Here is a 13398-nt window from a genome sequence, read left to right on the forward strand (position 1 = left end):
ACTTATGTATTAATTATTATTATTATTTTATTTGTAGTAGATATAAAACCCCAAAGACTAGCTTTGGGGCTGGGGGTTTGCGTATTGTAAAAGCATTAACACATTTAAGGCTTTGCTACTGCTACAAAGTCTTAAAATTTAAAAGCCACTATTATAGTAGCTTTTATAAAACCTCATTTACTACTATTGTAGAAGTTTCATTACGTTTTGTTGAACGCTGTTTGCTTGGCTCATAGCATAAGCACCTGATTGAGCTAGGATGTTATGTTTTGAGAAGTTAGCAGACTCGCTAGCAAAGTCAACATCTCTGATTTGAGATTCTGCTGATTTTACGTTGACTTGAGTTACAGTTATGTTGTTAACTGTAGCTTGAAGTTGGTTTTGAACTGAACCAAGGTCTGAACGAACTTGATCAAGTGTTTTTTGAGCTGACTCAGCGATGCTCATAACAGCCATCGCACCACGAAGTGTCATAACACCTGCAGATTGATTTGATGTCATAGCAGCTTTGCTCATTCTTTGGAAGCCCATAGCAGCAGCTACATTTTTATCTATTTGACCTCTAACATCTCTTAGAGAAACAGATACTTGAGCACCACCGTTACCGTTACCGTCAGCACTAAATGCTTTAGAGAAGCCGTTTGCTGCAGCACCGCCTTGGACCTTGATGTCACGACCATCAAGACGAACTAGGTTTATTCTGCCTATAAAGCCTGATTTATCTTTGGCGCCAATAACTTTATCTATATTAGCACCTTGGAAACTCATCGCACGTCCATCACGGCTTGTTAGAACCATTCTACCTTCAGTATTTACTGAAGCCTCAACACCAGTTTGATCTTTAACAGCATTGATAGCATTTACTAGTGCGCCGTTGCTATCGTTTTCTTTTACTTCAAGGTCGCCGATTTTAACGCCATTGATAATAAAACTTTTAATAGATGCCTCAGCGATTGCTTTTGACATAATTCTTGTTACGTCAAATGTAGCTCTAACACCAGTTTTATCTGCAACTTTGTTGATATTCTCAGCTATAGCGCCTACACCTTTACCAAGGCCAGTTGAGATAGTAGCAGCTGCGATCTTAACATCGTTTACACCATCAACGTTTTTAAACGTCAATGTGACACTTTCCATCTTATTTAGAAGCTTTGAACTTTCAAAACGTGTAAGACCGATCTTGTCAGATGTAGTCGCACCAATACTTGCTTTAACAGTTTGGTTTGAATAAGCACCTATTTGGAACTCTTTATTAGAGAATGTTCCGTTTAGTAGTTGCTGACCGTTAAATGAAGTAGTGTTACCGATATTGTCAAGCTCCTCCATTAGACGAACGATATCAGCTTGCAATGCTTGGCGTGATTGAGTTGTTTGGCCGTCTTGAGCTGATTGAGTAGCTTTAGTCTTGATAGTATCAAGGATTTTTAGCTGCTCGTCCATAGCTTTGTCGGCAACTTGAATGATACCAATAGCATCATTACCATTTGCAATAGCTTGACCTAGAGCTGAAGCTTGGCTTCTTAAGCTATCTGCGATAGATAGACCTGAAGCGTCATCTGCAGCTGTTTGAATTCTAAGACCAGAACTAAGTTTGTTAAGTGACTTAGATAGGTCAACGTTGTTGCTAACTGCGTTAGCGTGTGTGTTAAGTGCGTTTACGTTTGTGTTAATACGAAAACTCATTGTAAATCCTTTTAATTTTTTTAGTTACGACTTCGTGCCGCATGAAAACTATATCGTGTAATTTTTGAAAAAGTTTATAGGTTTAAATAAAAATATTTGGTTTAGTAATTTTTAGCCTTTGTATAAGACAAATGTCTTTGTAAAAAGATTATAAATTGTTAATTTATAAAAAAGATAGAAATCTAGCTTCTATCTTTTTAAATTTATGCTTTATGGTTTAGCATATAAAGGCGGATGACTTGCTCGGCAGTCATCTTTAAATTTCTAATGGCATTATCTTTTCGCATGGCTTCTTCAAGGCTCATTGGCTCATTTAGTATGCAAAAATAGGCATCAATGCCGTGTTTATGGCAGTCTTTGGCGCATCTTTGCACGCTTCCAGCAAGCGCGATGACTGGTTTATGATGCCTCTTAGCTAGCTTTGCCACGCCTGTTGGGGTCTTGCCCATGGTGCTTTGAAAGTCCATGCGGCCCTCGCCAGTGATGACAAGATCGGCCTTTTTGATCTCATCTTCAAGTGCTATTGTCTGCGTGATGATCTCGATGCCAGGCTTGAGCTTCGCTCCCAAAAATGCAACAAAAGCAAAACCAAGTCCGCCAGCTGCTCCAGCGCCCTTTTGCGTGTGAAATTTGGTGCCATTTTTCTCTTTTACAAGGCTTGCAAAGTGCTTTAATCCATCATCAAGCTGCTTTACCATGCGGCCATTTGCGCCCTTTTGTGGGGCATAGACGTAGGCTGCGCCCTTTTGTCCGTAAAGTGGATTATCCACGTCACAGGCGATTAAAAATTCGCATTCTTTTAGCTCTTTTAGCGCCTCTTCATCTGAAAAGTCGCAAATTTGAGCTAGATCTTCGCCTTTGCCCTCAAGCAAAGCGCCATTTTTGTCATAAAATTTAAATCCAAGAGCGCTTAGCATGCCTGTGCCAGCGTCATTTGTCGCACTTCCACCGATGCCTATGATAAATTTCCTTGCCCCCTTACTAATGGCATCTTTTATCATCTGACCAAAACCAAATGTGCTAGTTTTCATAGGATTTCTCTCATCAGGATTTATAAGAGTAAGTCCTGAAGCGCTTGACATCTCAAGTATGGCAAGGTCGTCTTTTAGGGCATATCTAGCTAAAATTTCAGTGCCAAGAGGGTTTTTGACGATGGTATCTATAAATTTAGCATCAAGCGCGTCAGCCATAGCCTCCACACTGCCCTCGCCGCCGTCAGCTACTGGCTTTACGACGACGTCACAAAAGTTTTCAAGCGCCTCTTTTATAGCAAGGCCCGCTTCAAGTGAGCTTAGCGAGCCTTTTAATGAATCTATCGCAACCAAAATTCTCATAAAAGCACCAAAGATAAAATATAAACGCTAATCATTCCAACAATGCCCATGATAAATGTCATCGCTGTTTGTGTGCGGTAGCCTTGATCTGCGGTCATTTTACTAAAGTTTGTCACGACCCAGAAGTAGCTATCGTTTGCGTGAGATACGCACATCGCACCAGATGCTATCGCCATGACACAAAGTGCGGCTGAAATTTCGCTCGTAAAGCCAAGTGTTTGCATGAGTGAGTTATCGGCGCTAAATGCGCCCATGATAGAGGCTGTCGTGATGATAGCCACAGTCGAGCTTCCTTGAGCGGTTTTTAGCACGGCTGAGATGATGAATGGGAAGAAAATTCCTATCGCTTTTATAGTTGAGGCATTTTCTTTTATGAAATTTACAAAGCCAGCCTCAGTGATGACATTGCCTAAAACGCCGCCAGCTGCAGTGATAAAGAGTATAGGACCGGCGATCTTTAATGATTCATTTGTTATATGGTCAAATTCTCTCATCTTTTTAGTTTCAGCTAGTAAAAATACGCAAAAGATCACGCCGATCGCAAGGGCGATGATAGGATTACCTAAAAATAAAAATATCTTTGGCAAGAGCGCAGCTTTATCAAGCATGCCTTGTTTTGCTAAAACGTCGATCACAGAGCCAACCGCCATGAAGATGATAGGCATGATGATAGGAGCAAGGCTCAAAAATCCGCAAGGCAATTTGCCAAATTTCTTTAAAAGCTCCTCGTAGCTAGCTGTTATCGTAGCATCAGCCTCTTTGTCGCTGATAGTTACGCTTTTAGAGATACTTTTTGAAAAGAAATAAACAGCTACCAAAACAGGCACTGAAACTACCGTACCCATGATGATGACAAGAAGTAAATTTCCTCCAAGGCCAAGTGTGCCAGCAGCAGCTATCGGGCCAGGAGTAGGCGGGATGAAGACGTGAGAAGCGTATAGACCGCCGCTAAGTGCTACTGACATAGCAACTGGGCTTGCTGAAATTTTCTTATAAAGTGCCTCGCGGATAGAGTTTAAGACGACAAAACCGCTATCGCAAAATACTGGTATGCCAACAACCCAGCCCATTATAAGCATGGCAAGCTCAGGACGTCTTTGTCCGACTAGCTTTACGACCATGTCAGCTAGCTTTAGCGCAGCTCCCGTTTTTTCAAGCACTGTGCCGATGATCGTTCCAAAGATGATGACGATGCCGATGCTCTTAAATGTGCCGCTAAAGCCAACGCCTATCATCGCTGGGATCTTGGATAAATCGATACCTGCGACTACTGCTAGCACCAAAGATATACTCATAAGTGCTAAAAATGGATGCACCTTGAGCTTTGAGATCATAACGATCATAAGGATGATTGCTATAACAAAACAGACAATCAAAGCTATACCGCTCATGAAAACTCCTTTATTGTGAGATTTTGCTAGTGATTTTAGCAAAATTTGCTTATATTTTTTCTAATATTTTTAAGTTTTTCTATTAGTTAAATTTTTTTCGTTATTTATCTAAAATTTACTTCATCTGCCCAAATTTAGCCACTTTATAAGATTAAATTTTTAAGGCTATTTTAAAATAACAAAGCCAAGACCAACCTTGTCAGTGTGCCTATCATAGTCAATCAAACTCTCGCCATATCCTGTAAAATACTGCAAATAGCCATAAACGCCGCTTGAAAATATCGGAAACATATATGAAATTTCAGCTGCACCTTTATTTGTTTTATCAAAATGTAAGTTATTTCTTAGCATTAGGCTAAAAATTTGGTCATTTAGCTTGTAACTAAGCCTTAGATCTCCGTGTCCAATGTAGTTTAAAATTTCTTTATTGTCGTTCTTTTCACCGATCACGCTCCAAACTCTTGGCGAGATGGTTAAATCTCCATAGACGAGATCGCCTTGCACGTAGGCTCTGTTCCAGCTTCTTGAGTTGGTGCCGTCTCGTCCATTTGACTCATGCAAAAGTCCAAATTTTAGGTTTTTCACGCCTATTTGCTCTAGGTATTTTGGAGAGGCGAAATTTAAGAAAATTTCTGGCTGATAGTTTGTCTCACGAAACGGAGCTGAAGTTTTTGTTATCTGCCACCAAGAAGTTTGCGTATATGCTGCCACAAGGCTCTCTCTAAGACCAAAAATATCGTAAAATAGCGGCTTTGCAAGGCTTATTTGAAACTTCGTCTCAACGCTCTTTCGCCCGTCATCTGGGATAGTTTTAGCGTAAGTTACTGGCAAAAGGTAGTTAAATTTATAAAGCTCGATGCCAAGTGCGTTTTGTAAATTTTTATCGCTTTTATCTCTTAAAAGATCAGCCTGCTTTAGCTTCGCATCATTTGGTGCTGGTTCGCTTGCTTGCGCATTTTGCACCGCATCTTGCTCGCCTAAAGAGCTTTTGGCTAGCTCTTTATAAATTTGCATTGCACCCTTTATATCGCCACTTTGCTCAAGCTCTTGCGCCCTTTTAAAGTCATCCGTCCTGCTTGCCATCAAAAATGTAAGACTAAGGCTTAAAAGCAATGTAAATTTACTCATTTTTCATCTTTTCATTTGCTATTTTGTACTCGTCTGGGAAATTTACGTTAAAAAACTGCTCTTTGTCCTCAAAATTTACTATCTTGCACTTGCAGTTTTTTCGTAAAAGTCCGATTTTATGCTCATTTTTTTGGTAAAGCTCTTGTGCAAGCGGGGCTAAGCTTGGACTAAAAAAGCCACAAAGTGAGTGAATATGCTCATCGTCACCTGCCACGACCATCTCAAATTCATCTTTAAATTTAGTCAGCTCGCCAAGACTTTTTGGGTCAAAAAATGGCATATCAGCTGGGATGATAAAGACGCTGTGATCAAAGCTTTTTAGCACGCAGTAGAGCGCTAACATCGGTGAATAATCCTCGCTGCTCTCATCTTTTATAAGCTTTAGTGGTGGGTTAAATTTCTCAAATTTAGAGCTTACAAAAACCTCATCAAAAACTTTGCTAAATTTAGCGACCTGATAGTGCGTGAGTGTTTCAAATCCCCCAAATGGCAGCAAGGTCTTATCCTGACCCATGCGCGAGCTCTTGCCACCTGCTAAAATGACGCAAGTTTGCATCTTTTATCCTTTTAAATTTCAAAAAATTACAAAAGTATAACCAAATTTTCTAACTCATCTTGTTTTAAATTTATTATCACTTAGCAAAGCTTTGCCCTTAAATTTGCAAAAAAAGAGCATTTTGCTGCGAATAAAATTAATTTTTTTACCTCGCTAACCATAAAGCTAGAAAATAACGGCTTACTTTTAAAGGAGATCACATGAGTGAAAGAAATTTACAAATTTTAGGTTGGATAGGCACGTGCTTATCGGTTGTTATGTACTTTTCATACATCCCGCAAATAATGGGCAACCTCGATAGCAACAAAACGCCTTATATACAGCCACTAGCAGCTGCGCTAAACTGCACGATCTGAACAAGTTACGGCCTACTAAAAGCCAAAAAAGACTATCCACTTTCTGCTGCAAACTTCCCAGGCATAATCTTTGGACTTTTGGCAACTATAACAGCGTTTTAATGCGCCAATTCAGTTGTTGTGGTGGGCCCAGTAATAAAATTATTTGCGTCGCCACAACAACTAATTTATTATAGTGTTTGCGCTATTTTGGTTAATTTTTCTTTAATTATATTGCCTTTTGAGCTTAGTGAAGAGATTATTTGCGCTAGCTCATCTGCTACTATTTCTATTTTTTTATTATCACAATCTGAAGTGCTAAATTTGTTTAGGATAAGCGGACCAAATTCTTGATATGTAGACATAAAATCCTTATAGTCCTCTTGCAATTCTGGTGCATAAAAGCTGATAAGCGAGTGTAATTTACCAATTTCAAATTTTGGATTTTCTATATTTAAATTTGGATTTATTAATAAGGCTACTTTGTAATGTATTCCCCCTAAAATATCCCCAACTATAATAAACGCTTCCTCTAGCTTTTGTTGCCTTAGTTTATTTTTCTCTTTTTTCGTGTTTAGATTAGCGTACACCCATTGCGCACACATTGTTAGAGCCGCGCCCAGTATAATTTTTAATAAGTCAGATATCAAAATATCCATATTATTTTTATAAGTCCCTTGGATCGGCGATTTTACCTGCTATGGCTGAAGCCGCCACAACAGCCGAGTTAGCTAGATAAATTTCACTCGTCCTATCGCCCATACGGCCGACGAAATTTCTATTTGTCGTTGAGATACAGCGCTCATTTGCACCTAAAATGCCCATATATCCGCCAAGACAAGCACCACATGTTGGGTTGCTCACAACCGCTCCTGCTTCTATGAAAATGTCGATAAGCCCCTCTTTTTCAGCAGCTCTTGCGATCTTTTGCGTCGCTGGAGTGATGATGAGCCTTGTTTTGCGGGCTACTTTTTTGCCTTTTAGGATCTGCGCTGCGATGCGAAGGTCGCTTAGACGGCCATTTGTACATGAGCCGATAAATGCCTGATCGATAGCTAGATCGTCACTAACCGCCTGTCTTACGCTCTTGCCGTTGCTTGGCAAAAATGGATATGCGATGACTGGATCGAGGTTTGTGACATCTATCTCTAAAATTTTGTCATATTTTGCGCCCTCGTCTGAGTAGAAAAATTTTGGTTTATCGCGTAAATTTTTATCTTTTAAAAACTCTTTTGTGATCTCATCAACCGCGATGATACCGCTCTTTGCGCCAGCTTCGATCGCCATGTTACACATTGAAAATCTATCATCCATGCTAAGAGCGTCTATCACCTCGCCGCTAAACTCAAGCGCCTTGTAAAGTGCGCCATCAACGCCTATTTGGCGGATGATCTCAAGGATGAGGTCCTTGCCGTAGACGTGCTTATCAAGCTTACCTTTAAAGACGACTTTGATGCTTTCAGGCACTTTAAACCAGTTTTTGCCAGTGATCATCGCATAAGCTAGGTCTGTGCTGCCCATGCCGGTGCTAAATGCTCCAAGAGCGCCGTGCGTACAGGTGTGGCTGTCTGCACCGATGATGACGTCGCCTGGGATGACTAGCCCTTTTTCAGGCAAAATCGCGTGCTCGATGCCCATATCTTTTTCGTCGAAGTAGTTTTTAAGGTCGTGTTTGTAGGCAAATTCGCGTGAAATTTTGGCTTGATTTGCGCTTAGGATGTCCTTTGTCGGGATGTAGTGGTCCATCACGATGGCAAAGCCGTCTGGGTTAGCTAGCTTTTTAGCGCCACTTCGCTCAAACTGCTTGATCGAGATAGGTGTCGTGATGTCGTTGCCTATGATCATATCAATCTTACTCTCGATGATCTCTCCTGCGCTTACCTCTTTGCCAACGTGATCTGAAAATATTTTCTCGGTGATAGTTTGTTTCATAAATTTCCTTTAAATTTTGAGGCGATTTTAACAAAAATAGCTAAATTTAAAGAAAATTCACCAAGCCAAAAGGCTTAGTGAAGTTAAAATTTAACCGACGCAGTGAGCATAAACTGCCTAGCATAGCCTGGCTGTATCGGTATGATATTTGCCTGCGTACCAGTCGATGAAGATGTGTAGTAGAGCTTATCGGTTAGGTTTTTGACATTAAATGAGAAATTTGTCTCATAGCCTGCAATCTTTGTATCATAGCTGATAAAAGCGTCATAAACAACCGCGCTATTTATCTTAAAGGCTGTTCCTGCTGGCACTGCAGGTAAATTTGTCCTCATATAGTATGTATACCACGAGCCAAAATACCTAGCTCCACCGCCGATCCTTAGCCCTTTTGCGCCAAGATGGCTAAAGTCGTAGTTAGCAAAGAGGCTTGCTTGATGCTTTGGCGTGGCTTCAAGCGGTTTGCCAACAAGCACCGCATAGGCACCACTATCTTTTCGCACCTCGGTTTTAGTGTATGCGTAGCTAGCGCCAAGACTTAGCCCTTGCGTTACACGGCCATTAAAATCAAACTCAAATCCTCTAGAGCGCGCCTCGCCAACTGGCGTACTCACGCCATCTACGGTGCGCATGATGTTTTTCTTGTTGATGTTAAAAACTGCTGCACTTGCTGTTATGCTATCGTTTTGAAATTTAGATCCAAACTCTATACTATTGCCCTCTTCTGGCTTTATATCGCCTATGTCAGCGCCGCTGATCGCCATTTGTGGGTTGAAGCTTTGCGCGTAGTTGGTATAGATAGACCACTCGGGCGTTAGCAGATATAAAAGCCCTGTTTGCCACGTAAATTTGCCATCTTGCTGATCTGTGCTATTTGGTCCGCTAGTCGTGCCGCGAGCTACTTGGTCGTAGTATTCATATCTAGCTCCAAAGAGTAGATCAAATTTTGGGTCAAATTTATGCTATCTTGCGCGTAAAATCCGATCGTTTTTAGCTTTTGGTACTGGATACTTGAGGCTCTATCAGTCGGATAGGCTACCGTGTCATAGACTGGGTTATAGATATTTATAGGGAAATTTCTTGGCGTCGTGCCAGAGCTATAGCTATTTAGCGCACCGGGTCTATAGCGGTAGTACTCCTTTGCATCGATGCCAAAGAGCAAGTTGTGCTCCAGCTCGCCTGTTTTAACATAGCCATTTAAATTTAACGAACCTGCGTGCGTGCGATGGATAAAGCCATCATACGCCTCGTTTCGCCTAGATGCAACGCCAGTGCTTAAATTTACGTTCATTAGCCTGATGTGACCGTACTCATGACGAGACCTAGAAAAGGCATAAGCGCCCTTTAGCATCCAGTTTTCGCCGAGATTTTTCTCAAAATTTATATCAGCAGTGTCAAGCTTTGTTTTAAGCTTATTAAATGGCTCGTCAAGTCGTCTTTTCTTATCTATAGGCAGTAGCTTTCCAGTGTTTGGGACGAGATACATACCGCGGTCGATCGGATCGGTTGAGCGAGCGTGAGTGTAGGCGAAATTTATGCGGTAGTCATCGCCTTTATATGACAGTGATGGCGCAAAAAGGACGTTTTTATACTCGCCAAACTCTCTCCAATAGTCCTTTTTCATCGTATCAAATATAAATCTATACGCAAAGCCGCTCTCTGCGATCGGTCCTGTGGTGTCAAAGCCCGTGTTCCAGTAGTTGCGGTTGCCAAAGCCAGCCCAAATTTCATTTGCAAAGTCATATTTTGGCTTTTTAGTTACTATGTTTATTATGCCGCCTGGCTCTTGCGCACTATAAAGCAAGCTAGCTGGTCCTTTTAGCACCTCGACGCTTTCTACGGTTTTGTTAAAGCTATGCATGACGCTAGCTGGCACGCCATTTCGCATTATAGAGCCATCACGCCCACCACCAAAGCCTCGCTTGATGATCGAGTCAAAAATACCGCCTGTAGTGTTGCCATAGCTTATGCCGCTCACGTTTTGAAGGCTCTCTGCTAGCGTCTCTGGCTTTTTGTCTTTTAGCTGCTGAGCCGTCACAACATTTACAGTTTGTGGTATCTCAAGGATAGGTGTATTTGTCTTGCCAACTTCGCTCGTTGTGGCTCTATAACCATCATCAGCGCTATCTTCTACGCTCACGCCTTCTAAATTTACATCAGCGCCATTTAAAGCCGAAATCGCAAAACAAAGTGCGATACTAATGCGAAATTTACTCAACTGGGCTCCTTTAAAAATTAATTATTTTAAAAATCATTATCATTGTATAAAATTGAAATTTAATTTTTTATGAATTAATTTATATTGTGTTTATAATAAGAAATAGACTTTATAAAAATTAATTTAGCTGCTTAAATAAAAGGCAAAACATAAATTCTTTGTTAAAACATTTTTGCAACATTTCTGATATAATCCCCGCATGAAGTACGCACATTTAGTTCAAACAGCAAGTTATCTATCAAAATTTAAAAAGATAAGCCAGGCAAAGCGTGTAAGCGACATGGCTATACTTATCGAATTTAGCGGCGAAAAGATCATCTTTGATCTAAATAAGTCAAACTCTGCTATCTATAAAGATGACGAGCTAAAAGAGGCGAAAATTTATCAAGCACCCTTTGATAATGTCCTAAAAAAACGCTTTAACGCCTCACATATAAAAAGCGTCGAGTGCCTAAAAGACAATAGAATTTTAAAATTTACCTGCACGCAAAGTGGTTCATATAAAAGCGAAAATTTCATCCTCTATCTTGAATTTACCGGCCGCTTTACAAACGCTGTGATAACTGATGAAAATAACGTTATCATCGAGGCTCTAAGACATATCGACAATAGCTACCGCAAGATAGAAACTGGCGAGGTTTTAAAAGAGCTGCCAGCTATCGCCATCAAAGAAAAGCCGTGCGAGCCGATAACTGACTTTGAGGAATTTTTTAAAAGTGAAGCAGCCAGGATAAATGAGGCTAGGATAGCTAGCTTAAAAGAGGCAAAGCTTGCTAGCGTGCAAAAAAAGATAGATAGCATGAGTGAAATTTTAAACTCGCTTGAAAATAAAGATGAGCTTATGAAAAAGAGTGAGGAGTTTGCAAACTATGGCACGCTCTTGCTTGCAAATTTGGCAAATTTTAAGGGCTATGAGAGAGAAATTTCTCTTAATGATTTTAACGGCAACGAGATAAAACTAACTCTTAGCGACACGCCAAAAAATAGCGCAAATGAATTTTACTCAAGATCAAAAAAACTTCGCGCAAAAGCCCTTGGAGTGGAGATAGAAAAGAGAAATTTAAGTGAAAAGATCGAGTTTTTAGAAGGGCTAAAGTCACTTTTAAAAGAGGCAAAAAGCGCTTACGAGCTTGAAATTTTAAGCCCAAAAAACAAGGCAAAACAAAGAGAGAGACAGATAAAAGATGTGAGCGAAAATGCTGAAATTTTTTACGTTAGAGAGTTTAAAATTTTAGTTGGCAGAAATGAAAAAGGCAATATAAATTTACTCGATCTTGCCAAAAAAGACGACATCTGGCTTCATCTAAAAGACGCCCCAAGCGCTCATGTCATCATAAAAACAAACAAGAGCAAAGTGCCAGAAGACGTGCTAGAAATGGCTGCTAAATTTTGCGTGGAATTTAGCGTAAAAGGGGCTGGCAGATACGAGGTGGATTACACCAAACGTGAAAATTTGAGGCGTGAAAATGGCGCAAACGTCACTTACACAAACTACAAAACGATCATCATAAATAAAGGCTAAAAATGGCGGTAACACCTTTAGGAAACAGCAACTTCATCAACCAAAATGCCCCAGTCGTCTCGCAGGTGCATGCAAACCAGCAAGCACGCTTTGACATGCAAGCGCTAATGGCATCTGAGCTAGCTACCCAGCAAAATGAGGAGATCAAAGAGGTGCGTCCGATGGAGGAGTCATATAAAATAGACCCTGAAAAAGAGCACGAACGTCAAAAGAGCGAAGAAGAGGCGAGCGAGTTTGAGAATGAAGAGCAAAACGCAAAAACCAAAGATGAAGAGAATTTGGAAGATGAAAAAGATGATGAAAGTGACATAGAAGAACATCATATGCTTGATATATCAATATAGTTAATTTAGTAGGCAAACTCTCTCTAAACTCTGCGCCTTTAACCAAATCTTATATAAATTTATCTATTTCTTACTAAGTGTCCAGCATGCAACTAGCTTGGCTCCATGCTTTGTTTCGTTGTAATACATACCAATTCTTTAGTTCACGCAAAGCCAGTTTTATCCACAACGGTTTTCGCATTAAGAGCCTGACTCAGTGTCATCTATGGTAAATACTGCACCCTTGCCAGCATTAAATTCGGATCATCTTCTAATATTATAATGAACTATCAACTGCATTAAATACAGCTTGATTTGCATAAGAATAAATTAGAAATTATTCGCTAAAACTAAATAAGACATAAAATACAAAAAAGTAATAATAAAAAAGATAAATATAAGAAGGATTAGGAACGCTTAGCGTTCCTTTTTAAGAGTAATTTGTATTTTACTTTTCTATCTTCTCTTTGGCTTTACTTTTAGCCTCTTTTTTTACTTTTTCCTTCTTCTCTTTTACTTTATCTTCAGCATTGTCTTTTTTTTCTTTTACTTCGCTGCTCTTTTTACTTACTTTTTCTTTTAGCTCATCTTTTTTAGATTTTGCTTTAGTTTTTGTTTCGTCTATTTTTGTCTCGCCAGATGTTGAAATTTCTGATTTTAAATTTTCAAATGTCTTATCACCTATGCCATTTACATTTTTGAGATCTTCTATCGAGTTAAATTTATTTGTCTTTCTATACTCAATAATAGCATCTGCTTTTGAAGCACCTATACCATCTAGGCTCATTAACTCTTCTTTTGAAGCAGTATTTAAATTTACAGCTGCAAACATTGTAGAAGCTGCTACTAATAACGATAACATAACTTTTTTCATTTTTGTCCTTTTTAAGTTAGATTGGATGTCGAGTTTAACATATTTAACATGCTAAGTCAATTTAAAATAAAAATTAATAATCTGTGCCGATTGTAAAATTATAAG

At 39.7% G+C, this 13398-nt stretch carries 12 protein-coding genes and 1 pseudogene; 3 read left to right on the top strand and 10 right to left on the bottom strand.

From position 1 onward, the window contains the following. Positions 1-183: 183 nt before the first annotated feature. The 5 genes from CYO90_RS05145 to CYO90_RS05165 form a co-directional block, all read right to left on the bottom strand. Positions 184-1683 (bottom strand): flagellin B, encoded by a 1500-nt coding sequence (locus tag CYO90_RS05145; RefSeq protein WP_103578718.1) that lies wholly within the window; start codon positions 1681-1683, stop codon positions 184-186. Between the two features lie 203 nt (positions 1684-1886). After that, positions 1887-3017 (bottom strand): glycerate kinase family protein, encoded by a 1131-nt coding sequence (locus CYO90_RS05150; RefSeq protein ID WP_103578719.1) that lies wholly within the window; start codon positions 3015-3017, stop codon positions 1887-1889. Continuing rightward, positions 3014-4408: a GntP family permease gene (locus CYO90_RS05155; protein WP_103578720.1), complete on the bottom strand. Its 1395-nt coding sequence runs from the start codon at positions 4406-4408 to the stop codon at positions 3014-3016. The genes CYO90_RS05150 and CYO90_RS05155 overlap by 4 nt, the downstream gene beginning before the upstream one ends. Positions 4409-4573: 165 nt before the next feature. After that, positions 4574-5536 (bottom strand): phospholipase A, encoded by a 963-nt coding sequence (locus tag CYO90_RS05160; RefSeq protein WP_103578721.1) that lies wholly within the window; start codon positions 5534-5536, stop codon positions 4574-4576. Next, positions 5529-6092, bottom strand: a complete 564-nt coding sequence (locus tag CYO90_RS05165; RefSeq protein ID WP_103578722.1) for a molybdenum cofactor guanylyltransferase — start codon at positions 6090-6092, stop codon at positions 5529-5531. The genes CYO90_RS05160 and CYO90_RS05165 overlap by 8 nt, the downstream gene beginning before the upstream one ends. 200 nt (positions 6093-6292) lie before the next feature. On the opposite strand from CYO90_RS05165, the gene CYO90_RS10490 reads away from it, so the two are divergent. Beyond that, a complete protein-coding gene (locus CYO90_RS10490; RefSeq protein ID WP_258030662.1) occupies positions 6293-6448 on the top strand; it encodes a hypothetical protein in 156 nt (51 codons plus the stop codon). A gap of 170 nt (positions 6449-6618) precedes the next feature. Here CYO90_RS10490 and CYO90_RS05175 read toward each other — a convergent pair whose 3' ends face one another. The 4 genes and pseudogenes from CYO90_RS05175 to CYO90_RS10500 all read right to left on the bottom strand — a co-directional run bounded on the left by CYO90_RS05175 (position 6619) and on the right by CYO90_RS10500 (position 10574). Next, complete coding sequence (locus CYO90_RS05175) at positions 6619-7086, bottom strand: hypothetical protein (protein ID WP_103578723.1); 468 nt, start codon at positions 7084-7086, stop codon at positions 6619-6621. A 7-nt stretch (positions 7087-7093) separates the two neighbouring features. Further along, positions 7094-8359: a 3-isopropylmalate dehydratase large subunit gene (gene leuC, locus CYO90_RS05180; protein ID WP_103578724.1), complete on the bottom strand. Its 1266-nt coding sequence runs from the start codon at positions 8357-8359 to the stop codon at positions 7094-7096. A gap of 83 nt (positions 8360-8442) precedes the next feature. Continuing rightward, a pseudogene (locus CYO90_RS10495) lies at positions 8443-9255 on the bottom strand (TonB-dependent siderophore receptor); the annotation flags it as partial. Then, the gene (locus tag CYO90_RS10500; protein WP_258030663.1) at positions 9255-10574 is read right to left on the bottom strand and encodes a TonB-dependent siderophore receptor; all 1320 of its coding nucleotides are present in this window, start codon (positions 10572-10574) and stop codon (positions 9255-9257) included. The gene CYO90_RS10500 and the pseudogene CYO90_RS10495, both read right to left, overlap by 1 nt. A 199-nt stretch (positions 10575-10773) precedes the next feature. Between CYO90_RS10500 and CYO90_RS05190 the strand changes: the two genes are divergently transcribed. Together CYO90_RS05190 and CYO90_RS05195 are read left to right on the top strand one after the other, a co-directional pair. Then, entirely contained in the window at positions 10774-12096 is a 1323-nt protein-coding gene (locus CYO90_RS05190; RefSeq protein WP_103578725.1) for an NFACT RNA binding domain-containing protein, read from the top strand. A gap of 2 nt (positions 12097-12098) precedes the next feature. Continuing rightward, positions 12099-12440 (top strand): hypothetical protein, encoded by a 342-nt coding sequence (locus tag CYO90_RS05195; protein WP_103578726.1) that lies wholly within the window; start codon positions 12099-12101, stop codon positions 12438-12440. 427 nt (positions 12441-12867) lie between these two features. Here CYO90_RS05195 and CYO90_RS10790 read toward each other — a convergent pair whose 3' ends face one another. Beyond that, positions 12868-13293 carry a helix-hairpin-helix domain-containing protein gene (locus CYO90_RS10790; RefSeq protein ID WP_103578727.1) on the bottom strand — a complete coding sequence of 142 codons (426 nt, stop codon included), beginning with the start codon at positions 13291-13293 and terminating at the stop codon, positions 12868-12870. Positions 13294-13398: the final 105 nt, after the last annotated feature.

The organism is Campylobacter concisus (assembly GCF_002913745.1).
Lineage (GTDB): Bacteria > Campylobacterota > Campylobacteria > Campylobacterales > Campylobacteraceae > Campylobacter_A > Campylobacter_A concisus_R.